Raw genomic sequence first — 22,268 nt, 5'->3', positions numbered from 1 at the left:
GCTCCTTGGTCAGGTGTTCGGGGGATCAGCCGGCGAGCGCTGTCGCCAGCGTCTCGAGGTAGCGCGCGCCGTCGGCGCCGTCGAGCTGGCGGTGGTCGGCGACGAGCGTCACTGTCAGCAGCTCGCCGGCGGCGGTCGGGCGCGCACGTCCGACGCCGATCGCGACGCTCTGCGGGACGGTCAGCACGGGCGTGATCGCGTGCACGCCGAGGCCGGCGACGTTGGAGAGCGTCACGGTCGCGCCGGTCAGCTCCTCGACGGCCAGCTCGCCCGCGCGCGCACGCGTGACGAGGTCGGCGCGGGCGGTCGCGATCTCGCTCAGGTCGAGCCGCTGCACGCCGCGCACGACCGGCGCGGTCACGCCGCCGGGCACGTCGACCGCGAGCGCGACGCCGACGTGCTCGAACTCCCACGCCTCCTCGCCGGACGGCAGCACCCACGCGTTCGCCGCGGGATGCGCCGCGCCGGCCGCGCCCATCGCGCGCAGCAGCACGTCGGTGAACGTGACGGCGTGGCCTTCCTCGCGCGCGGCCGCGACCGCACGCCGCGCCGGTCCGGCCTCGATCTCGCGCTGCAGCACGAAGCAGGGGATCGCGGTCGCGGCGGCCATCCGCCGCCCGATCGCGAGCCGGCGGCGCGAGAGCCTGCGCGCGGCGTAGGTGCCGGAGGAGGCGGGGTCGTCGACGAGCGCGGGCGCGGGGGCCGGATCGGAGGGAGGTACCAGCGCGAGCGGAGCTGCCGCGGTGCGGGTCCAGCCCGGACGCGGAATCCCTGCCAGTTCTCCGTGTTCGACGACGAGGAAGGGTACGAGACCATCCTCCGCCGCGGGACTGGGAGGTGTGATCGCGGGCGCTGCCGCAAGCGCCACGGGCGCTGGTGTCGGCGCGACCGCGACCGCTGGGGAGGGTTCTGGTGCGGCCGCCTCCGCCAGCGCCGCCTCCACGTCCTCCCCCACGTCGACCATCCGCCCGTAGACGGCGCCGACCTCGACGGTGTCGCCGTCGCTGCTGACCTGCTGCACGAGGACGCCGTCGAACGGGGCCTCGACGTCCATCTTCGCCTTGTCGGTCTCGATCTCCGCGATCGGGTCGCCCTCGGAGAAGCCCTCGCCGACCTCGCACAGCCAGCCGACGAGCACGACCTCCTCGGCGCCGAGCGCCAGCTGCGGCATCGTCAGGTCTCTCACGCGCCCACCTCCACGAGGCCGCGCACGGCGGCCTCGACCGATTCGCTGGAAGGGAAGATCCGCCGCTCCAGCTCGGCGTTGTAGGGCGCGGGCGCGTGGCGGCTGCCGAGCCGCGCGACGGGCGCGCGCAGCGTGTCGCCGGCATGCTCGGAGACGACCGCGGCGAGCGTCGCGCTGAAGCCGCCCAGCAGCGGGTCGTCGGACATGCACAGCACGCGCCCGGTGCGGCGCGCGCTGGCGGCGATCGCGGCGACGTCGAGCGGCGCGACCGTGCGCAGGTCGAGCACCTCCAGCGAGATCCCGTCGGCCGCGAGCGCGTCGGCCGCGGCCAAGGACAGCGAGACGCCGTTGCCGAACGCGATCACGGTCGCGTCCCGCCCCGGACGCACCACGCGCGCGCCGAGCGAGACCTCGTCGGCGTGCTCGACCAGCTCGCCCTCGCGGCGGTACAGCCGCATGTCCTCGGCGAAGACGACGGGATCGGGCTGGCGCAGGCTCCAGCGCATCAGGTCGTAGGCGTCCTGGGCGCTGGAGGGCGCGCAGACGGCGAGACCCGGCACGTTCGCCAGCCAGCCGTGCAGCGCCTGCGAGTGCTGCGCGCCGAAGGAGCCGAGCGGCCCCTGTCCGACGCGCACCACCAGCGGCACGCGCAGCTGCCCGGCGCTCATGTAGCGCAGCTTCGCGGCGTTGTTGACGAGCTGGTCGAAGCCGAGCAGCAGGAAGCCGGAGAAGTCGACCTCGACGACGGTGCGGATCCCGTGCAGCGCGGCGCCGACGGCGCAGCCCATCGTGCCGGCCTCGGAGATCGGCGTGTCGCGCACGCGCTCGGGGCCGAAGCGCTCGATCAGGTCGCGCGTGACGCCGAACGGGAAGCCGATCGCGATGTCCTGACCGAGCAGCGTGATCGTCTCGTCCAGCTCCATCTCGGCCGCCATCGCGCGGCGGATCGCCTCCGCGTAGGAGACGGTGACGGCGGTCGCGCTCACGGGCCCCACACCTCGCTCGTCGCCTCCTCGGGCGCCGGCGGCGGCGCGTCGCGCGCGGTCTGCAATGCCGCGTCCATCTGCTCTCTGGCCTCCTGGTGGATCTGCTCGCGCACGGCGTCGTCGAGCGCGTGCGCACGTGCGTGGACGCTCAGCGGGTCGCGCTCGCTCCAGCTGTCCCACTCCTCCTGCGTGCGGTAGAGCCCGTGCGCCGGATCGCCGCGCGAGTGGCCGACGAGCCGGTAGGTGATCGCCTCCAGCAGCCCCGGCTGCCCGTCGCGCGCGAGCTGCGCCAGCTCGCTCGTCGCGGCGTGCATCTCGACCGCGCTCTGCCCGTCGACCGTGCGCGCCTGCAGGCCGAACGCCCGCGCCCGCTCGGTCACGCCGGAGCCGGCGGTCGAGTAGCCGCTCGGCACGCTGATCGCGTAGCCGTTGTTCTCGCACACGAACAGGACCGGCAGCGACCAGATCTGCGCGAGGTTGAAGCTCTCGTAGAGGATCCCCTGGTTGACGGCGCCGTCGCCGAAGAACGCGACCGTGACGACGTCCTGCCCGCGCCGCCGCGCCGCCAGCGCGACGCCGACCGCGAGCGGGATCGAACCGCCGACGACGGCGTAGGAGCCGAGGAAGCCGACCGCGACGTCGGTCGCGTGCATCGAGCCGCCCTTGCCGCCGGAGACGCCGTTGGAGCGCCCCATCAGCTCGCCGAAGAGGCGCGCGGGGTCGACGCCCTTGGCGAGCGCGTGGCCATGACCGCGGTGATGGGTGAAGACGAGGTCGTCGGGGCGCAGCGCGGCGATCGCGCCCGCCGCGACGGCCTCCTGGCCGATCGAGGCGTGGATCGTGCCGGTCACCTCGCCCGTCTCGTAGGCGCGGTAGGCGACCTCCTCGAAGCGGCGGATGCGCGCCATCTGACGGTAGAGCCCGAGGACGACCGCCTCGCGCTCGGCGGTGGTGCTGGTCGTGCTCATGCCTCTCCCCCGGCGCGCAGCCGCGCGGTCTCGTCGACGTCGATCAAGCCGCGCTCGTCAACCGCCACCCGGTACTCCGAGCGCGCCGCGGCGACGCTCACGAAGCCGAGTCTCACGTCCTGCGCGACCCGTGCCGGCGGCCGTTGCGCCGGGTCCCCCCAGCCGCCGCCGCCGGCCGTCACCTGCGTCACGACCGTGCCCGGCTCCAGCGCGATCATCGTGCCCTTCGAGCGCAGCTTCGGGGCAGCCGGGCGCTCGGCGTCGGTGTCCGCGTCGAGCAGGTAGTCGGCTCTGCCGCCCTCGCCGCCGCCGTCCAGCCCCCACGGCGGCACGAGCGCGCGGTTGCCCATCAGCGACAGCTCGGCGGTGTGGTCGAGCACGCGGTAGTCGCGCCGCACGCCGAGCCCGCCGCGGTGGATGCCGGCGCCGCCGCTGTCCTCGCACAGCTCGTAGCACTCCATCCGGATCGGGAAGCGGCGCTCGACTGCCTCGACCGGGATGTTCCAGGTGTTGCCGGCGATCGAGAACGTCGCGCTGAGGCCGTCGCGGTCGCGGTTGCCGCCCCAGCCGCCCTCCGGGTACTCGTAGAGGACGTAGCGCTCGCCCGTGCGCGGGTCCGAGCCGGCGATCAGCAGGTTGTTCGAGGAGCCCTGGTCGCACGCCATCACGTGCGGCCTGCCGCCGGGGATCTTCGCCAGCGCGCGGAAGACCGTGTTGTGGATGATCAGCGTCACCTCGTTGCCGCCGGTGCAGGCGGCCGGGAAGCGCGGATTGACGATCGTGCCCTGCGGCGCGACGATCGAGATCGGCCGGTAGCAGCCGCTGTTGGGCGAGATGTCCGGATCGCTGGCGGCCTGGAACGTCATGTAGACACCCGCGTGCGTGTAGCCGAGCACGCTGTTGACGGGGCCGGCGCTCTGCGGCGAGCTGCCGGTGAAGTCGACCTCGGCGGCATCGCCGCGGATCCGCACGGTCACGTGGATCTCGCGCCGCTCCTCGCTGATGCCGTCGTTGTCGAGGTAGTCCGACGCCTCGTAGTCGCCGTCGGGCCAGCTGGAGATCGCCGCGCGCATGCGCCGCTCGGAGGCGTCGAGGATCGCGTCGACCGCGCCGTCGAACGTCTCCAGTCCGTAGCGCTGCACGAGCTCGCGCACGCGCACGATCGCGGTCGTGTTGGCCGAGATCTGGCTCTGCAGGTCCATCCGCATCTGGCGCGGCAGGCGGCAGTTGTTCAGCACCAGCTCCAGCAGGTGCTCGTCGACGACGCCGGCGTGCTGCAGCTTCACGGGCGTGATCCGCAGACCCTCCTGGTAGTTCTCGGTCGCGTGCGAGTAGAAGCTGCCGGGGACGGTGCCGCCGACGTCGAGGTGGTGCGCGCGGTTGGCGGCGAAGCCGACGAGCTCGTCGTCGGCGAAGATCGGCGAGACGATCGTGACGTCGGGCAGGTGCGAGCCGCCGCGGTAGGGGTCGTTCAGCAGGACGGCGTCGCCGGGTTCGAAGCCGTCGAGCCCGAACGCGTCGATCGCGTAGCGGACCGAGAACGGCAGCGAGCCGAGGTGGATCGGCAGGAACTCGCCGTGGCTGATCAGCTCCACGCGCGCGTCGAAGATCCCGCACGAGTAGTCGTTGCCCTCGTTGAAGATCGGCGAGCACGACGTCTTGCGCAGCGTCACGCCCATCTCGCGCGAGGCGGCCGCGAGGCCGTGGCGGATGACCTCGGTGGTGATCGGGTCGCGGCTGGTCGCGCTCATCACGCCACCTCGGCGGGCTCGCGGCGGACGGCGGCGGCTCGGCCCGGCGCGGCGCTGCCGTGCTCGCGGTCGGTCAGCACGAGGCTGCCGCCGGCGAGCGCCTCGGCGGTGAAGCCGGGCGGGACGAGCACGGTCGCGTCGACCTGGTGGATCACCGCGGGCCCCTCCAGCAGCTCGCCGGGCGCCAGCCCGTCGCGGCGCACGATCGTCGCGTCGACGAAGTCGCCGTCGCCCTCGACCCACACGCGCCGCTGCGGCGCCAGCCGCGGGGCGTCGGCGTAGATCCGCTCCCAGTCCCACCACATGCCCGGGTCCGGGTGGCGCGCGAAGCCCTTCACGCGCAGGTTCACCAGCTCGACTGGGACGTCGTGGAAGGCGTGGCCGTAGAGCTTTCTGTGCAGCGTGTGGAAGCGTCCGACGGCGGCGGCAAGCGCGTCGCCGTCGAGCGCCGCGTCGTCGAGCTGGACGCTCAGCTCGTGCGCCTGGCCCTCGTAGCGGACGTCGAGCCACGTCTCGACGTGGACCAGCTCGTCGTCGAAGCCCTCGTCCTTCAGCGCGGCGTGCGCGTCGGCGCGCAGCTGCGCGTTGAGCGCGCCGGCCGCGCCGAGGTCGACGCGCTCGACGCTGCGCGCGATCGTGCGCAGGAAGTCGCGGCGGCTGCCGGAGGTGACGGCGCCGAAGGCCGAGGCGCAGCCGGGGAACGGCGGCACCAGCACGCGCGGGATCCCCAGCTCGCGGGCGATCTCGGCGGCGTGCGCGGGGCCGGCGCCGCCGTAGGCGACGAGCGTGAAGTCGCGCACGTCGCGGCCGCGCTCGACGGAGATCGTGCGGACCGCGTTGGTCATCAGCACGTTGACGATCCGGATGATGCCGGCCGCCGCCTGCTCGACGGAGATGCCCAGCGGCGTGGCGACGTGCGTCTCGATCGCGGCCCGCGCCAGCTCTCTGTCGAGGTGGACGCTGCCGCCCAGCAGCGCCTTCGTGTCGTAGCGGCCGAGCACGAGGTTGGCGTCGGTGACGGTCGGCTCGATCCCGCCGCGGCCGTAGCAGGCGGGGCCCGGGCGGCTGCCGGCGGAGCGCGGGCCGACGCGCATCGAGCCGCCGGAGTCGATCCACGCGATGCTGCCGCCGCCGGCGCCGATCGTCTCGATGTCGTAGGTCGGGTAGCTGATCGTGTGGCCGTCGATCTCCATGTCGAGGCGCTCGTCGGGGATCCCGTCGACGATCCCCGAGACGTCGCAGCTGGTGCCGCCCATGTCGAGCGTCAGCACGTCGCGCCAGCCGACGTCGCCGGCCAGCCGGCGGGCGGCCTCGACGCCGCCGACAGGCCCCGACAGCAGCGTCGAGATCGGCAGCTGCGCGACGGTCGAGGAGGACAGCGCGCCGCCGGAGTTGGTCATGATCGAGAGGCGCCCGTCGCGCAGGCCGCGCTGCTTCAGCTCGTCGCCGAGGTCGTGCAGGTACTGCTCGACCGTCCCCGCGATCCGCGCCGCGGCGACGGTGGTGGAGGTGCGCTCGTACTCGCGGTAGGACGGGAGCACGTCGGAGGAGATGAAGACGCTCTGGGCGCCGCCCTCCTCCAGCACGATCTCGCGGGCGCGCTGCTCGTGCGCGGGGTTCTCGAACGAGAACAGGAAGACGATCGCGACCGCCTCAACGCCGGCGGCGCGCAGCTGGCGCCATGCGCGCCGCACGCCGTCCTCGTCCAGCGGCGTGACGACCGCGCCCTCGGCGCCGACGCGCTCGGAGACCTCGAGCCGCAGGTCGCGCGGCACCAGCGGAGCCGGGAACGTCTCGTCGAGGTCGAACAGGTGCTTGCGGTGCGTGCGGCGGATCTCCAGCACGTCGCGGAAGCCGGCGGTCGTGATCAGCCCGGTCGGGGCGCCGGAACCGGTCAGCAGCGCGTTGACGCCGAGCGTCGTCCCCAGCCGCACGGTCAGCACGTCCTCGTAGGCGACGCCGGTCGCGGCGATCGCGTCGAGCACGCCCGCGCTCGGCGACGTGACGTTCGTCGGCACCTTGAACCACGCGGTCGCGCCGGTCGCCTCGTCGAGTGCGACGACGTCCGTGAATGTGCCTCCGACATCGAGTCCGATACGAACCATGCGTCTCCTTCAGTATCGCTTAGCGATATAGGACTTCGCTGAACGGTACACTACGTCGTCATGGACAACCAAGCTCCGCTCGCGCCCCGCTTCGAGGGCGCCGTGGCGATCGTCACCGGCGCCGGATCCGGCATCGGTCGCGCGACCGCCCTGCGACTCGCGGCGGAGTCCGCGCGCGTCGCCTGTCTCGACCTCGACGGCGCCGCCGCACGCGCCACGGCGCACGCGATCGCCGCCGCCGGCGGGACCGCCTGGGCCGCCGCCTGCGACATCCGCGACGAGGACCAGGTGCGCGACGCGTTCGCCGCCGCCGAGCACGCGCTCGACGGCCCGCTCGCGGTCCTCTGCGCCAACGCCGGCATCGGCGGACCGGTGATGCCGGTTCCCGAGATCGACGCCGCCGCCTGGGACGCGGTCGTCGCGGTCAACCTGTCGGCGCAGTTCCTCTGCGCCAAGCACGCGATCCCGTCGATGCGCCGCGGCGGCGGCGGGGCGATCGTCTTCACCGCCTCGCACGTCGCGTTCGCGGCCGTGCCGCGCTGGACCGCCTACGCGGCGACGAAGGGCGGCGTCGTGATGCTCGCGAAGGGCCTCGCGGTCGACCACGCGCCGGACGGGATCCGCGTCAACTGCGTCTGCCCCGGCCCGGTCGCGACCGCGCTGCTGCAGGAGGGCGACGCGCAGCGCGACGCCGAGCAGGCCGGCCGCAGAGCCGAGGACCGCGGCCGGCTCGGGCAGCCCGAGGAGATCGCGGCCGTGATCGCGTTCCTCGCCGCGCCGGAGGCGGCGCTGGTGACCGGCGCGACGCTCGTCGCCGACGGCGGCGCGGGCGCGCGCATGGGCGTCAGCTGGCCCAGCAGCCACTACTGGGACTGACGCACGCGGGCACGCGGCGGCGCTCGCAGCCGCCGCGCGCCCACGCGTTCCCTCGTCCGTCGCTGCCTCCAAGCCGCTCACGCTTTGATGCACGCGACGCGGTGGCCGGGGGCGACGTCTTCCAACGGCGGGACCGCCTCGGTGCAGCGCTCCTCCGCGAGCGGGCAGCGGGTGTGGAACGGGCAGCCGGACGGCGGGCGCACGGGGCTCGGGATCTCGCCCTCCAGCGTCTGCAACTGCTCGTCCTCGCGCAGCATCCGCGGCGTCGAGGCGATCAGCGCGTTGCTGTACGGATGGCTCGGCTGCGCGAAGAAGACGTCGGCCGCGCAGGCCTCCATGATCCGCCCCAGGTACATCACGACGACCGAGTCCGCCACCTGGCGCACGACCGACAGGTCGTGCGTGATGAAGACGATCGTCAGGCCGAGGTCGCGGTGCAGGTCCAGCAGCAGGTTGAGGATCTGGCTCTGCATCGAGACGTCGAGCCGCGAGACCGCCTCGTCGGCGACGATCAGGCGCGGGTTGAGCGCGAGCGCACGCGCGATCACCGCGCGCTGGCGCTGACCGCTGTTGAGCTCGTGCGGGTAGCGCCCACCCATCGTCGCCGGGATCCCCGTCAGGCTCAGCAGCTCGCGCACGCGCGTCTGCGCCGCCCGCTTGTCCAGCACCTTGTGCACCAGCAGCGGCTCCAGCAGCGCCGAGGCGATCGTCTGGCGCGGGTTCAGCGCCGAGCTGGGGTCCTGGAAGATCATCTGCACGTCGCGCGCGAGCGCCCGTCGCGAGACGTGCCGCGAAACGCGCCGGCGTCCTTCGCGCGCCTCCACCAGCGGCGAGCCGTCGAGCCGGATCGCGCCCGCCGTCGGGTCGAGGAAGCCGGCGATGCAGTTCGCCAGCGTCGTCTTGCCGGAGCCGCTCTCGCCGACGAGCGCGATGAACTCGCCTCTGCGCACGTCCAGGTCGACGCCGTTGAGCGCGTGCACGACCTCGTGTCTGCGTCTGCCCGGCACGCCTCTCGCCGGCAGCGGGAAGTGCTTCACCAGCCCGCGCACCTCGACCAGCACGTCGGTCGCCGCGCGCGTCTCGCCCGCCACGGCGCTCATGCCGCCACCGGGTTCCAGCAGGCGAGGTCGTGGCCGGCACGCTCCAGCGGCGGGAACTCGTGCGTGCAGCGCTCCAAGGCGTTGGGACAGCGCGGATGGAAGCGGCAGCCGTCGCCCGCCTCGACCGTGTCGGGCGGCGCGCCCGCCACGACCGGCAGCGGCGACTTGCGCTGCTCGACCGACGGCAGGCAGGCGACGAGCGCGCTCGTGTACGGATGCTGGCCGCGGCGCAGCAGCTCCTGCGGCGGCGCCGCCTCGGCGACCTGGCCGGCGTACAGCACGACCGCGCGCGAGCAGACGTTGGCGACGACGCGCAGGTCGTGCGTGATGAACAGGACCGAGACGCCGAGACGCGTCGTCAGGTCGCGGAACTCCGACAGGATCTGCGCCTGGATCGTCACGTCGACGGCCGAGGTCGGGTCGTCGGCGATCAGCAGCTCGGGGTCGCACAGCAGCGCCAGCGCGATCCCGACGCGCTGCTTCATCCCGCCGCTCAGCTCGCCGCCGTAGGCGCCGAGCACGCGGTCGGGATCGGCCAGCCCGACGCGCCGCAGCGTCGCGAGCGACTTCTCTCTGATGGCCCCGGCGTTGAGGTCGGTGTGGCGTTCGAGCACCTCCGTCATGTGCTGGCGGATCGTCAGCACCGGGTTGAGCGCGAGCGACGCGTCCTGCGGGATCAGCGCGATCCGGCTGCCGCGCAGCGCGGTCAGGTCGGCCTCGGACTGGTGCAGCAGGTTCTGCCCGTCGAAGACGATCTCGCCGCCGGTGACGCGGCCGGGCGGCCGCGTCAGGCCGAGGATCGCGCGTGCGATCACGCTCTTGCCCGAGCCGCTCTCGCCGACCAGCCCGACGCGCTCGCCGCGCCCGATCGCGAGGCTGACCCCGTCGACCGCGCGGTCGACGCCGCGCGCGCCGGTGAACTCCACCGACAGGTCGCGGATCTGCAGCAGCGGCTCCATCAGGCCTCCTTCGGATCGAGCGCGCGCCGCAGCTGCGCGCCGAAGACGTTCCAGGTGAGTACGAAGACGACGATCGCGACGGCGGGCACGAGCACCAGCCACGACGCGAAGAAGATCGACTTCTGACCCTCGGCGAGCATCGCGCCCCAGTCCGCCGTCGGCGGCTGGATGCCGAAGCCGAGGAAGCTCATGCCGGCGATGTCGATGATCGCGTAGGGCAGGTTGAGGCTCGCCTGCACGATGATCTGCGAGGTGCAGTTGGGCATCATGTGGCGGAAGACGATCCGCCGCCCGGAGAAGCCCAGCCCGCGCCCGGCGGCGACGTACTGCTCGCCGCGTTGCACGAGCGCCTCCGAGCGGATGATCCGCGCGATCGACGGCAGGTAGCCGACGCCGATCCCGATCACGACCGGCAGCAGCCCCGGCCCGAGGCTGGCGACCAGCACGATCGCGATCACCAGCGGCGGGAACGACAGCACGAGGTCGAAGAGGCGCATCGAGAAGCGGTCGAACCAGCCGCCGAGGTAGGCGGTCGTCAATCCGTAGATGAACCCGCCGACCGCCGCGATCAGCATCACCGCGAGCGCGCCGAGCAGCGTCCAGCGGGCGCCGTAGAGCATCCGGCTCAGGACGTCGCGGCCCTGCTTGTCGGTGCCGAGCAGGTACTCGCCGCCCGGCGCCTGGTAGTTCGCGCCGGGGTGCGACTGATTCGGATCGAACGGCGCCAGCAGCGGCCCGAACAGCGCGATCAGGACGTAGAAGACGATGATCGCGCCGGTCACGACCAGCAGCTTGTGCGTGCGCGCGAACGCGAACGCACGCCGCGCGCGCGAGGGCGCGAGCGCGGCGGTGGCGGTGTGGGGCGCGGCCTGGACGCTCATCAGCGCACCGCGTAGCGGGGATCGAGCCGTGCCGCGACGAGGTCGACCGCGAGGTTGGCGAGGATGAAGAAGGCGCTCACCAGCAGCACCGACGCCTGCACCAGCGGCAGGTCGCGGAAGCTGACGGCGTTGACGAGCACGCTGCCCAGCCCGCCGAGGCCGAAGATGTAGTCGACGAAGACGGAGCCGACGATCATCGACGACAGTTGCACGCCCAGCAGCGTCACGACGGGAACCAGCGCGCTGCGCAGCGCGTGACGGCGCAGCACCGTGCGCCACGGGATCCCGCGGCTCTGCGCCATCACGATGTAGTCCTGGTGCAGCGCGTCGACGAGCCCGGCCCGCAACGTCGCGGTCTGCGCCGCCACGAGCGCCAGCCCGAGCGTGATCCACGGCAGGATCATGTGCTGCACGACGCTGCTGAACGAGTCGAACTCCAAACCGAACGCCGGGAACAAGTCGAGCTGGTAGCTGAAGACGTAGATCGCCAGCACGCACGTGATGAACAACGGCACTGCGAACAGCAGCATCGTCAAGCTGATCACGAGCTGGTCGGTCGGTCTCCCTTCACGCAGTGCCGCCAGCAATCCGAGCGGCAGCGAGATCAGCAGCGAGACGATGAACGCGCCCGCCAGCAGCAGCAGCGTGCGCGGGATCGCGCGGCCGAGGATCTCCGTCACCGGCTGGTTGGACTTCAGCGACGTGCCGAGGTCCCCGGTGACGGCGTTGCCCAGCCACGCGACGTACTGCGCCGGGATCGACTCGTCGAGGTGGTACTCCTGCGTCAGCGCCGCGCGCTGCTGCGGCGTGATCGGCGTCCCCTGCGCGAGCACCGAGACGGGATCACCCGGCAGCACGCGCATCGCGATGAAGATCAGGATCGACGCGATCAGCAGGACGGGGATGACGGAGAGGACGCGGGTCGTCATGCCGCGCCCCCTCCGCCGACGGCTGTCAGGCCCATCTCGACGTCCGGTACCAGTCGTCCCACTCGGCGAGGATCGTCTGCTCGGGGGTTCTGATGCTGTTGCTCTCGGCGCGGCGCATCGCGTCCCAGCCGTGCGGGAACAGCACCGCCTCCTCCGCAGCCATCAACTGCAGCTGTCTCAGCTTCGCGTTGCGCTGCTCGTCGTCGGTCGTTATGACGGCGTCGTTGACGAGTCTGTCGAATCTTCTGTCGCTGTAGCCGGAGAAGTTGCCGGACTCGAGGTTCGCGCTGGACAGCATCCCGGCGAGCGGGTCGAGCGTGTTCGGCTGGTTGTGGAGCCAGTTGTAGGTGCCGATGTCGAACGGCCGCGGGCGCTTGTAGAGCGCGGCGGAGACGTCGCCGTCGGGCAGCTGCTTGATGTTGACTCTGATGCCGATCTTGCCGAGCTGCTCGGCCGCGCCGAGCACGGCGGAGACCTCCTGCGGGCGCGTCGCGACGACGAGCCAGTCGACCGAGAAGCCGTCCGGCGTGGCGCTCGCCTCGAGGTACTGCTTCGCTCTCGCGAGGTCGCCCGTGTACATCGCGTTGGTCTGGTCGTAGGCGCTGCCCTCGAACGATCTGTGGATCAGCGCACCGGCCGACGGCTCGTAGTACTGCTCCGGGTAGGCCGACAGCGCCGATCTGTTGTCGAGCGCCTCCATCACGGCCTTGCGCGCGTTGACGTCGTTGAACGGCGCTCTCGTGACGTTCGGGTACGAGGTGACGATGTGCGGGCCGACCTTCGCCTTCACGCCGACGTCGCCGAAGCCGGAGACGAGCTCGAGCTGGTCGAAGTCGACGTCGGGCGAGAGCGTCACGTCACCGGTCTTGAGGCTGGAGACGATCGTGCTGCCGTCGAGCACGTCGAGCACGACCTGGTCGACGTACGGCAGGCCGTCCTCCCAGTAGCCGTCGTACTTGTCGAGCACGACCTGGTTGCTCGACGCGCGCACGAATCTGAAGGCGTTGGTGCCGACCGGTCTGCTGGTCGCCGCGGTCTCGCCGACTCTGTCGAAGTAGGCCTTGCTGACGATCGCGCCGGGCGGCCAGTAGTAGGCCCACTGGAAGCGGAAGTCGGGCTGGTGCAGCTTCACCTCGACGGTGTGTCTGTCGCGTGCTCTGACGCTCTCGAGGCTCGTCCAGCCGTAGGTGCCCCAGCTGATTCTCTTGCTGCGCAGCGTCGAGAAGACGACGTCGTCGGCGGTGAACGGCGTGCCGTCGTGGAAGGTGACGTCTCTGCGCAGGTGGTAGATCCACGTTCTCGGATCTGGGTTCTCCCACGACGCCGCGAGCGCCGGCTCGATTCTCTGGCCGCCGAAGCCGAGCCGCACGAGGCCCTGGTAGACGTGGTTGGTGACGATGTTGGCGGTGAAGCCGCCCCAGCTGTGCGGGTCGAACTTGCCGATCGCGTTCGCCACGCCCGTTCTGACGGCGCCGCTGCCGCCGCCCGCGCCGCCTCCGCCGCCGCCCCCGTCCTCGCTGCTGCCGCACGCGGCCAGGATCGCGCTGATCGACGTTGCGCCGAGGCCCAACGCCATCGCGCGCCCGATGAATTGACGGCGTCCGATCCGGCCGTCCCGCAGTTCCTGCGCAAGCGTCAGGACCTGTCGATCCTCAGCACTGCTGCGTGGCATACGTGCTCCTCGCTGGGCTCGTTGTATCGCTGATCGATACGCTGATTCGTTCCGTGACCGTATCCGAGCCATGGGAGACGAGTCAAGCGCCAGATGGACAAGCGGACTGCGCCATAGGCACAGTGTTCATGGGGAATCACCCGCAGAAGCGTCTCCCGATCGAGAAAACCTGCAAGCGCAGTGGAGGGTTGGGATATCGCCGAGCGATACCCCGATTCATACTGACTGAGCAGTCGCGTCAATGCGCTTGGCGCACTGACGCGGGTCGCGAGGGCCGCGCGCGGACGGCGCGCGCGACGCGTCGCCGCGACCCGGGTCAGCCGGCGAGCAGCACGGCGGAGCGACCGCCGAGCGCGAAGCTGATCGCGTCGGCGGCGGGCATCAGGCCCTCGACCGCGAAGCGCTCCAGCTTGCTGAGCGCGACGCGCGCCGACGGCACCGAGACGCTGATCGCGGCGACGACTCTGTCGCTGTGGTCGAACACCGGCGCGGCCGCCGCGCGATGGCCGACGGCGAGCTCCTCGTCGTTGATCGCATAGCCGCGGCGGCGCGTCTCGTCGAGCCGCTCCAGCAGCTCCTCGATCGACTTCAGCGTGTGCGGCGCGCGCTGCACGAACTCGCGCCCCGCGACGCGCCGGCGGACCTCGTCGTCGTCGAGCCCGGACAGCAGCATCTGCCCGGTCGAGGTGCAGTACGCGGGCAGGCGCGAGCCCAGGCGGGTGCGCGGGATCAGCAGCTGGTCGGCCTCGATCCGGTCGACGTAGACGACCTCGTCGCCGTCGAGCACGGTCAGCACGATCGTCTCGCTCAGCTCGGCCGCGAGCCGCTCCATGTGCGGGCGCGCGATCTCCGGCAGGCGCGTCGCGCGCAGCGCAGCCTGGCCGAGCGTGATCATCGCCGGCCCCATCACGTAGCCGCGGCCGTCCTGCTGGCGCAGCGCGCCCTCGGTCTCGAGCGTGCGCACGAGCCGGTAGACGGCCGGCTTGCTCCAACCCAGCACCTCGACGATCTCGCCGAGCGACGCCGGCCGGTCGAGCGCCGCGACGGCGCGCAGCAGTTGCAGCGCGCGGGCCGCGGTCTCGACGTAGTAGCGCTGGTCGATCTCGTGTCGCTCGCTCATCGTGGCTCCCCTTGCTGCTCGACGTCCCGGCCGGTCCCGGCGCGCGCGGCACGTCCCGCACCACCGCATCGTACGATCCCCTGAGCGCCCACGCCAGCGGCAGCCGTCGCGTTCATCGCGTCAGCCATCCGCCGTCGACCGCCAGCACCGAGCCGGTGATGTACGACGCCTCGCCGGAGGCCAGGAAGCAGATCGCGGCGGCCTGCTCCTCGGGCCGGCCGAAGCGCCTCATCGGGATGCCGGCGGCGAGCCTGCGGGCGCCCTCGGCGTCAGCGCGCAGGCGCTCGTTCATGCCGGTCTCGGTCACGCCCGGGGCGATCCCGTTGACGCGGACGCCGTGCGGGGCCAGCTCCAGGGCGAACGAACGCGTCAGCATCAGGATCGCCGCCTTCGACGCCGTGTAGGCGGCGTGCGCGGGCAGCGCCGTGAACGACTCGATCGAGCAGACGTTGACGATCGCGCCCGGCGCTCCCGCCGCGACGCGCTCGCGCGCCAGCTCGCGACAGAGCCGGAACGCCGCGCGCACGTTGACGTCGAGCGTCGCCTCCCAGCCGTCGAGCGGGTGATCGAGGACGTCGTGGCGACGCAGGATCCCGGCGGCGTTGACGAGCACGTCGAACGGTCCGCGCTCGCGCATCAGCGCGGGCGCCTGCGGCGCGCCGACGTCGAGCGCGGCCCACGTGCCGCCGCCGGCCGCGCCGCGGCCCGCGCCCGCCTCCGCATCCGCGAACGTCGCTTTCAACCCGTCCTCGTTGAGGTCGACGCCGAGCACCTCGGCGCCCTCGTCCATCAGCCGCTGCGCGGTCGCGCGGCCGATGCCGGAGCCGGCGCCGGTCACCAGCGCGCGACGGCCCTCGAATCGCTGAGCGCTCATGGCAGCAGGTACCCCCCGTCGACGTAGACGATCTCGCCGGTCACGTAGGAGGCGCGCTCGGACAACAGGAACGCGACCGCGTCACCGACCTCGGCCGGCGTCCCGAGCCGGCCGCCGAGCGGGATCCGCGCCGGCAGGTCGGGCAGCTCCGTCGGCGCCATCTCGGTCGCGATCGCGCCGGGGCCGACTGCGACGACGCGGATCCCGCGCGGTGCGAGGTCGAGCGCCATCGCCCGCGTCAGTCCCAGCAGCCCGCCCTTCGTGACGGCGTAGCCGGCCTGCGGCGGATCGAGCCAGCCGACCTGCGCCTCGATCGAGCAGACGTTGACGATCGTGCCCTTGATCCCGCCCGCGACCCAATGGCGGCCGACCTCCTGCGAGAGGCGGAACGGCGCCGTCAGGTTGATGGCGAGCATCGCGTCGAACTGCTCGTCGGTCTGCTCCCAGCAGGGCGCGTGGACCTGCGCGCCGGCGTTGTTGACGAGGCCGTCGAGGCGGCCGAAGCGGGCGATCGCGGCCGCGAGGATCGTGCGCGGCGCGTCGGGGTCGAGCACGTCGGCGCGGATGCTCGCGAGGCGCTCGTCGTCGGCGAGGCCGGCGGGGCTCTCGCCGCTGCGGCTGACGCCGACGACGGCGGCACCGGCGTCGATCAGCCGCCGCGCGATCCCGGCGCCGATGCCGCGACTCGTCCCCGTGACGGCGACGACGTGGCCCTGCAGATCGTTCATCGAACCTCCGGTGTTCTCAACGACACGTCGGGACGGGACTCGGTCGCTGTGAACCGCTTGACGGCAGCGACGTGAGGCGTCTAGCCTCTATTTCGAATCAGCATATCGCAGAGCGATACAACCAGTGAGGAATCCATGCCTGCTCGAACCGGCGTCGTCCCCACCAGCGAATTGGCACGGGTCAGCGAGGCGCGCTACCGCGCCGGCCGCACCCGCTCCCAGGCGCTTTCGAGGCAGGCGTCGGGCGTCTTCCCGCAGGGCGTGAGCGGCGCCGCCAAGCACTTCGACCCGTTCCCGATCTTCGTCGCCTCCGCGGGCGGCTCGCACGTCGCCGACGTCGACGACAACGACTACGTCGACCTGCTGATGGGCGCCGGGCCGATGCTGCTCGGCCACGGTCATCCCGCGGTCGTGGAGGCGATCCGCGAGCAGGTCGCGCGGATGACGAACCCGATGATGCCGATCGAGCGCTCGATGCTGCTGGCCGAGCGGATCCGCGGTCACATGCCGTACCTGGAGCGGCTGCGCTTCGCCAACACCGGCTCGGAGGCGACCCGCTCCGCCGTGCGCGTCGCGCGCGCCGCCACCGGCCGCAGGCTGATCGCCAAGTGCGAGGGCAACTTCCACGGCTCCGACGACACCTTCCTCGTCTCCACGCACAGCCGCAGACTCGCCGGCAGCGACGCGCGACCCGAGCCTGTCGCCGACTACGCCGGGCTCGCGCCGGACGTGCTCGACGGAGTGATCCTGCTGCCCTTCAACGACGTGCAGGCCGCGGTCGAGATCATCCACCACCACGCGGCTGACCTGGCCGGCGTGATCATGGAGCCGGTCGCTTTCTCCAGCGGCGGCGCCGTCCCCGCGACGCGCGAGTTCGCCGCGGCGGTGCGGGCGGCGACGAGGCGGCACGCGATCGCGCTGATCTTCGACGAGGTCCTCTGCGCCTACCGCATGGGCCTCGCCGGCGCGCCCGCCTACCTCGGCGTCGCGCCCGACCTCGCGACGATCGGGAAGGCCGTCGGCGGCGGCATGCCGCTGGCCGCGTTCGGCGGCTCGGCGGAGTGGATGGAGGCGGCGCTGGGCACCGAGGCGGGCGCGCGCAAGATCTTCCAGTCGGGCACGTTCACGGAGAACCCGGTCTCGATCGAGGCCGGGCTGGCGGTGCTCGACGTGCTGGAGAACGAGCCGGTGCTGGAGCGCGCCGACGCGATCGCCGAGCTGATGCGCGAGGGCCTGCAGCGCGAGCTGGACGCGCACGGCGAGGAGGCCGTCGTGACCGGCGCGGGCTCGATCTTCCAGGTCCACTTCGGCGCGCGCGAGATCCGCAACCGCCGCGACGTGCTGCGCTCGGAGCTGGAGCGCACGCGCGCGTTCCTGCTCGGGCTGGTCGCGCACGGCGTGCTGTGGCCGCCGATCCACCCGGCCGTCACCTCCGGCGCCCACGACGAGGACGACGTCGAGCTGCTGCTGGAGGCGACGCGCGCCGTGCTGAGCGCGGCGGAATGAGCGGGCCGGGCGAGACGAGCGCGCCGGGCGGGATGCGGATCGGAGCGATCGTCCCCAACTCCGGCGAACTGCCGGGCGCGCTCGGCATCGGTGCGATGGCGCAGGCCGCGGAGGCGGCCGGCGCCGACTCCGTGTGGGTCAGCGACCACCTGCTGATGGTCGACGCGCCGACCGACGACTACCCCTACAGCGACGACGGCAGACCGACCTGGAGCGCCGAGGTCGACTACTACGAGGCGTTCGCCTGCTGCGCCTACATGGCCGCGGCGACCACGAGCTGCCGGATCGGCACCGCCGTGCTGGTGCTGCCGCAGCGCTCCGTGCTGGAGGTCGCCAAGACGGCCGCGACGATCGACCGCCTCAGCGGCGGGCGGCTCGAGCTGGGGCTCGGTGCCGGCTGGTACGCCGCCGAGATGGAGGCGCTCGGCTACCCGCACCGCACGCGCGGCACGCGCTTCGACGAGATGCTCGCGGTCCTGCGCGACTGCTGGAGCGGGCGCCCTGCGGCGTTCGCCGGCAGCGAGGTGACGGTCGCGCCGTCGCTGGTGCTGAACCCGCGCCCGCTGCAGCGGCCCGGTCCGCCGCTGCTGGTCGGCGGGATGACCGATCCGGCCGTGCGCCGCGCCGCCCGCCACGGCGACGGCTGGCTCGCGCTCGACTACGTCGGCAAGCTCGATCCGGAGCGGCTCGCGGCGCGGCTGGAACTGCTGCGCGAGCAATTGCGCGACGGCGGCGGTGGCGCGGCGCGTCCCTTCACGACGACGCTGAAGCTGCACGCGAGCGCCGAGGAGGCCGGCGCGCTGCCGGCCGCCGCGGCTGCCGTCGAGCGGCTCGGCTTCGACGAGCTGATCGTCGAGCCGCCGTGGGGGCATGGGCTGGAGGCGGTCGCGGCGACGTTGAGAGCGGTGCGCGCGGCGCTGCGGCCGTCGCCGCGCGGCGCCTGACGCGCTCGCGGGCGCGGCTCGTCAGCCGGGCTCGCTCGCCGCGCCGTCGCTGGTGTCCGTCGGCAGCATCGCGACGAAGTTCGCCAGCGCCGCCGAGCCGTCGCCCGCGCGCCAGAAGGCGCCCATCTCGATCGGCGCGTGGGCGTCGCGCAGGGGGCGGAAGACGACGCCCGCGCGGTTGAGGTTCTGCACCGACGCGGGCACCAGCGCCACGCCGAGGCCGGCCGCGACGAGGCCGAGCACGGTCTGCAGCAGCCAGACGTCGCGCTGCACGACCTCGGGCTCGAAGCCGGCCGAGCGGCAGGCGGCGACGATGCCGGCGTTGAGGCCCGGCATGTGGTGACGCGCGGGCAGCACGAACGGCTCGTCGCGCAACTGCTCCAGCGCGACCGTCTTGCGCCGGCCGCCCGCGAGGCGGTGCTCGGCCGGCAGCGCGGCGACGAGCGGCTCGCGCAGGACCGTGCGCGTGCGCAGCCGCTCGTCGGCGAACGGCAGGTAGAGGAAGCAGACGTCGATGCCGCCGGCCAGCACGGCCGCGACGAGGTCGTCGGGCGCCATCTCGCGCAGCGTCAGCTCGACGCCCGGATAGCGGCCGTGGAACGCGCGCAGCTGGCTCGGCAGCAGGGCGTTGGAAGCCGACGGGACGAAGCCGATCGCGAGCCGGCCGACCTCGCCGGTGCCGGCGCGCACCGCCGCCCGCAGCGACTGGTCGACCTGCTCCAGCAGCCGGCGCGCCTCGACCAGCAGCACGTCGCCGGCGGCGGTCAGGGCGACCGCCCGGCGCGAGCGGTCGAACAGCTCGACGCCCAGCTCTCGCTCGAGCTTGCGGATCTGCGTCGACAGCGGCGGCTGCGCGATGTGCAGCCGCTCGGCGGCGCGCGTGAAGCTCAGCTCCTCCGCGACCGCGACGAAGTAGCGCAGGTGGCGCAGCTCGACGTCCATACCTTCAGAGTATGCGACACGGCTCAAACGAGTATTGGACAGATGAGTCGCCGCGCGTGAAGCTGACAGCATGGTCACTGTCCTCACCGCCGCGCAGGCCGTCGAGCGCGTGCGCCCCGGCGACACCGTCATGGTCGGCGGCTTCGGCCTCGTCGGCGCGCCGCTGTCGCTGATCGCGGCGCTCGTCGACGGCTCGTCCGCCGGCGATCTCACGGTCGTCTCGAACAACCTCGGCGAGCCCGGCAGAGGGCTCGGGCGGCTGCTGCCGAGCAGACGCGTGCGCAAGGCCGTCGGCTCCTACTTCACCTCCAACCGCGAGGTCGTGCAGGCGCATCTGGCCGGCGAGATCGAGATCGAGCTGCTGCCGCAGGGCACGCTCGCGGAGTCGATCCGCGCCGGCGGCGCCGGCATCGGCGGCTTCTACGTGCGCACCGGCGCCGGCACGCTGCTGGCCGAGGGCAGAGAGCAGCGCGAGATCGACGGCGTGCAGTACCTCTTCCAGCTGCCGCTGAAGGCCGACGTGGCGCTGATCCGCGCCGCGCGCGCCGATCGCGCCGGCAACCTCGTCTACGCGCGCACCGCGCGCAACTTCAACCCCGACATGGCGACCGCGGCGACGACCGTGATCGCGGAGGTCGACGAGATCGTCGAGGTCGGCGCGCTCGACCCCGGCGAGATCGCCACGCCGCATCTGTTCGTCGACCATCTCGTCCTCACCGAAGGAGCCGCCGCATGAGCGAGTCCGTCTCCGACGCGATCGCCCGCCGCGTCGCGTCGCACCTGCGCGGCGGCGAGATCGTCAACCTCGGGATCGGGATCCCGACGCTCGTCGCCGACCACCTCCCGGACGACGTCGACGTCGTCCTGCAGACGGAGAACGGCATGCTCGGCGTCGGCCCGACGCCCGGCCCGGACGCCGTCGACCCGAACCTCGTCAACGCCGGCAAGCTGCCCGTCAGCGAGCTGGCCGGCGCCTCCTACTTCTCCAGCTCGGCGTCGTTCGCGATGATCCGCGGCGGCCACGTCGACGTCGCGATCCTCGGCGCGCTGCAGCTCGACGGGCGCGGCCGGATCGCGAACTGGTCGATCCCCGGCAAGCCGATCCTCGGCGTCGGCGGCGCGATGGACCTGCTCGTCGGCGCGCGGCGCGTGATCGCCGCCACGACGCACCTGGCGAAGGACAGGACGCCGAAGATCGTGCAGGACGCGACCTTCCCGCTGACGGCCGACCGCCCCGTCGACCTGATCGTCACCGAGCACGCGACGTTCGCGGCCGGCGCCGACGGGCTGACGCTGATCGAGATCGCGCCCGGCACCTCGCAGGAGTGGGTCGCGGAGAACACCGGGGCCGCGTTCGCGGTCGCGCTCGGCGCGGCGGACGCGGACGCACCTGCCGCGGCAGTGGGCGCGGCAGCGACGAGCAGCGAGACGGAGGACGAGCGATGAGCGGGACCGAGCGTGGCGAGGCGTGGATCGTCGAGGCGGTGCGGACGCCGATCGGGCGCTACGGCGGCGCCCTGAGCGCGGTGCGGCCGGACGACCTCGCGGCGCTCGCGGTCGCGGCGGCGGTCGAGCGCTCCGGCGTGCCGGGCGAGGCGATCGAGGACGTCGTGCTCGGCTGCGTCAACCAGGCGGGCGAGGACAACCGCGACGTGGCGCGGATGGCCGCGCTGCTGGCCGGGCTCCCGGAGACCGTCGGCGGCACCACCGTCAACCGCCTCTGCGGCTCCGGCCTCGACGCGATCTCGGTCGCGGCACGGGCGCTGATGCTCGGTGACGGCGACGTCTTCGTCGCCGGCGGCGTCGAGTCGATGACGCGCTCGCCGTGGGTGACCGCGAAGCCGTCGAAGGCGTTCCCGAACGGTCCCGCGACGATGTACGACTCCAGCCTCGGCTGGCGCTTCGTCAACCCGCGGATGGAGCAGCTCGGCCACACCGATCCGCTCGGCGTGACGGCCGAGAACCTCGTCGCCGAGCGCTGGGTCGCGCCCGGCACGTCGGAGGATCCCGCCGACGCCGATGCCGCCGCGCGCGCCTACGACCTCTCGCGCGAGGCGCAGGACCGCTTCGCGCTGCACAGCCACGCGAAGGCGCTCGCCGCGCAGGAGGCGGGCCGCTTCGACGCCGAGCTGATCCCGGTGACGGTGGCCGAGCGCAAGGGCGAGCGGATCGTCGCGCGCGACGAGGGACCGCGCGCCGACAGCTCGCTGGAGCGGCTCGCGGCGCTGAAGCCCGCGTTCGTGAAGGACGGCAGCGGGACCGTCACCGCCGGCAACTCCAGCTCGCTCAACGACGGCGCCGCCGCGCTCGTGCTCGTCTCCCCCGCCTACGCACGCGAGCACGGGCTCAGACCGCTCGCGCGGATCCGCTCGAGCGCGACCGCCGGCGTGCCGCCGCGCGTGATGGGGATCGGGCCGATCCCGGCGACCGCGAAGGCGCTGCAGCGGGCCGGCATCGGGCTCGCCGACGTGGGCCTGATCGAGTTGAACGAGGCGTTCGCGGCGCAGTCGCTCGCCGTCCTGGACGCCTGGAGCCTCGACGCCGAGGACGAGCGCCTCAACGTCAACGGCGGCGCGATCGCGCTCGGCCACCCGCTCGGCTGCTCCGGCGCTCGCATCCTCACGACGCTCGTGCACGAGCTGCAGCGCCGCGACGACGTCACGTTCGGCCTCGCGACGATGTGCATCGGCGTCGGCCAGGGGATCGCGATGGTCGTGGAGCGCGTCGCGGACTGAGTCCCG

Annotated in this window: 20 protein-coding genes; 6 read left to right on the top strand and 14 right to left on the bottom strand. The window is 72.9% G+C overall.

Annotation, left to right across the window (positions count from 1 at the left end; all coding sequences use genetic code 11):
* Positions 1-25 precede the first annotated feature (25 nt).
* Genes Q7L65_RS19755 through Q7L65_RS19735 form a run of 5 tightly spaced genes read right to left on the bottom strand, consistent with a single transcriptional unit; the run spans position 26 to position 6,996 of the window.
* On the bottom strand, positions 26-1,186 hold the full coding sequence (locus tag Q7L65_RS19755; protein ID WP_304723788.1) for a 2-oxo acid dehydrogenase subunit E2: 1,161 nt from the start codon (positions 1,184-1,186) through the stop codon (positions 26-28).
* On the bottom strand, positions 1,183-2,172 hold the full coding sequence (locus Q7L65_RS19750) for an alpha-ketoacid dehydrogenase subunit beta (RefSeq protein ID WP_304723783.1): 990 nt from the start codon (positions 2,170-2,172) through the stop codon (positions 1,183-1,185). The genes Q7L65_RS19755 and Q7L65_RS19750 overlap by 4 nt, the downstream gene beginning before the upstream one ends.
* Positions 2,169-3,140: a thiamine pyrophosphate-dependent dehydrogenase E1 component subunit alpha gene (locus Q7L65_RS19745; RefSeq protein WP_304723782.1), complete on the bottom strand. Its 972-nt coding sequence runs from the start codon at positions 3,138-3,140 to the stop codon at positions 2,169-2,171. Before Q7L65_RS19745 ends, Q7L65_RS19750 begins: the two co-directional genes overlap by 4 nt.
* Positions 3,137-4,891 carry a hydantoinase B/oxoprolinase family protein gene (locus Q7L65_RS19740; RefSeq protein WP_304723781.1) on the bottom strand — a complete coding sequence of 585 codons (1,755 nt, stop codon included), beginning with the start codon at positions 4,889-4,891 and terminating at the stop codon, positions 3,137-3,139. Before Q7L65_RS19740 ends, Q7L65_RS19745 begins: the two co-directional genes overlap by 4 nt.
* On the bottom strand, positions 4,891-6,996 hold the full coding sequence (locus Q7L65_RS19735; RefSeq protein WP_304723780.1) for a hydantoinase/oxoprolinase family protein: 2,106 nt from the start codon (positions 6,994-6,996) through the stop codon (positions 4,891-4,893). Before Q7L65_RS19735 ends, Q7L65_RS19740 begins: the two co-directional genes overlap by 1 nt.
* Positions 6,997-7,056: 60 nt before the next feature.
* On the opposite strand from Q7L65_RS19735, the gene Q7L65_RS19730 reads away from it, so the two are divergent.
* Entirely contained in the window at positions 7,057-7,872 is an 816-nt protein-coding gene (locus Q7L65_RS19730) for an SDR family NAD(P)-dependent oxidoreductase (protein WP_304723779.1), read from the top strand.
* Between the two features lie 77 nt (positions 7,873-7,949).
* On the opposite strand, the gene Q7L65_RS19725 is transcribed toward Q7L65_RS19730, so the two are convergent.
* The 8 genes from Q7L65_RS19725 to Q7L65_RS19690 all read right to left on the bottom strand — a co-directional run bounded on the left by Q7L65_RS19725 (position 7,950) and on the right by Q7L65_RS19690 (position 16,135).
* Entirely contained in the window at positions 7,950-8,972 is a 1,023-nt protein-coding gene (locus Q7L65_RS19725; protein ID WP_304723778.1) for an ABC transporter ATP-binding protein, read from the bottom strand.
* A complete protein-coding gene (locus tag Q7L65_RS19720) occupies positions 8,969-9,931 on the bottom strand; it encodes an ABC transporter ATP-binding protein (RefSeq protein ID WP_304723777.1) in 963 nt (320 codons plus the stop codon). Before Q7L65_RS19720 ends, Q7L65_RS19725 begins: the two co-directional genes overlap by 4 nt.
* The gene (locus Q7L65_RS19715) at positions 9,931-10,812 is read right to left on the bottom strand and encodes an ABC transporter permease (protein ID WP_304723776.1); all 882 of its coding nucleotides are present in this window, start codon (positions 10,810-10,812) and stop codon (positions 9,931-9,933) included. The genes Q7L65_RS19720 and Q7L65_RS19715 overlap by 1 nt, the downstream gene beginning before the upstream one ends.
* Positions 10,812-11,741, bottom strand: coding sequence for an ABC transporter permease (locus tag Q7L65_RS19710; RefSeq protein WP_304723774.1), 930 nt, complete (start codon positions 11,739-11,741; stop codon positions 10,812-10,814). Before Q7L65_RS19710 ends, Q7L65_RS19715 begins: the two co-directional genes overlap by 1 nt.
* Positions 11,742-11,766: 25 nt before the next feature.
* Positions 11,767-13,413, bottom strand: coding sequence for an ABC transporter substrate-binding protein (locus Q7L65_RS19705; RefSeq protein ID WP_304723773.1), 1,647 nt, complete (start codon positions 13,411-13,413; stop codon positions 11,767-11,769).
* Positions 13,414-13,729: 316 nt separating this feature from the next.
* Entirely contained in the window at positions 13,730-14,533 is an 804-nt protein-coding gene (locus Q7L65_RS19700; protein ID WP_304723772.1) for an IclR family transcriptional regulator, read from the bottom strand.
* 112 nt (positions 14,534-14,645) lie between these two features.
* A complete protein-coding gene (locus tag Q7L65_RS19695) occupies positions 14,646-15,407 on the bottom strand; it encodes an SDR family NAD(P)-dependent oxidoreductase (protein WP_304723771.1) in 762 nt (253 codons plus the stop codon).
* The gene (locus tag Q7L65_RS19690) at positions 15,404-16,135 is read right to left on the bottom strand and encodes an SDR family NAD(P)-dependent oxidoreductase (RefSeq protein WP_304723770.1); all 732 of its coding nucleotides are present in this window, start codon (positions 16,133-16,135) and stop codon (positions 15,404-15,406) included. The genes Q7L65_RS19695 and Q7L65_RS19690 overlap by 4 nt, the downstream gene beginning before the upstream one ends.
* Before the next feature lie 135 nt (positions 16,136-16,270).
* Here Q7L65_RS19690 and Q7L65_RS19685 point away from each other — a divergent pair, with 135 nt between their 5' ends.
* A complete protein-coding gene (locus tag Q7L65_RS19685; protein WP_304723769.1) occupies positions 16,271-17,641 on the top strand; it encodes an aspartate aminotransferase family protein in 1,371 nt (456 codons plus the stop codon).
* Positions 17,638-18,585, top strand: a complete 948-nt coding sequence (locus Q7L65_RS19680) for a TIGR03619 family F420-dependent LLM class oxidoreductase (protein ID WP_304723767.1) — start codon at positions 17,638-17,640, stop codon at positions 18,583-18,585. Before Q7L65_RS19685 ends, Q7L65_RS19680 begins: the two co-directional genes overlap by 4 nt.
* Positions 18,586-18,606: 21 nt before the next feature.
* Here the strand turns inward: Q7L65_RS19680 and Q7L65_RS19675 are convergent, their stop codons facing one another.
* Positions 18,607-19,527 carry a LysR family transcriptional regulator gene (locus Q7L65_RS19675; RefSeq protein ID WP_304723765.1) on the bottom strand — a complete coding sequence of 307 codons (921 nt, stop codon included), beginning with the start codon at positions 19,525-19,527 and terminating at the stop codon, positions 18,607-18,609.
* Between the two features lie 70 nt (positions 19,528-19,597).
* On the opposite strand from Q7L65_RS19675, the gene Q7L65_RS19670 reads away from it, so the two are divergent.
* The 3 genes from Q7L65_RS19670 to Q7L65_RS19660 are packed head-to-tail and all read left to right on the top strand — an operon-like array spanning position 19,598 to position 22,262.
* Positions 19,598-20,263 carry a CoA transferase subunit A gene (locus Q7L65_RS19670; RefSeq protein ID WP_304723764.1) on the top strand — a complete coding sequence of 222 codons (666 nt, stop codon included), beginning with the start codon at positions 19,598-19,600 and terminating at the stop codon, positions 20,261-20,263.
* Positions 20,260-20,973 (top strand): 3-oxoacid CoA-transferase subunit B, encoded by a 714-nt coding sequence (locus tag Q7L65_RS19665; RefSeq protein WP_304723763.1) that lies wholly within the window; start codon positions 20,260-20,262, stop codon positions 20,971-20,973. Before Q7L65_RS19670 ends, Q7L65_RS19665 begins: the two co-directional genes overlap by 4 nt.
* The gene (locus tag Q7L65_RS19660) at positions 20,970-22,262 is read left to right on the top strand and encodes a thiolase family protein (protein WP_304723762.1); all 1,293 of its coding nucleotides are present in this window, start codon (positions 20,970-20,972) and stop codon (positions 22,260-22,262) included. The genes Q7L65_RS19665 and Q7L65_RS19660 overlap by 4 nt, the downstream gene beginning before the upstream one ends.
* The last annotated feature ends 6 nt before the right edge of the window (positions 22,263-22,268 follow it).

It is taken from the genome of Conexibacter sp. CPCC 206217, assembly GCF_030646165.1.
Classification (GTDB): Bacteria; Actinomycetota; Thermoleophilia; order Solirubrobacterales; family Solirubrobacteraceae; genus Conexibacter.
This window is presented reverse-complemented; position numbering and strand designations above follow the sequence as displayed.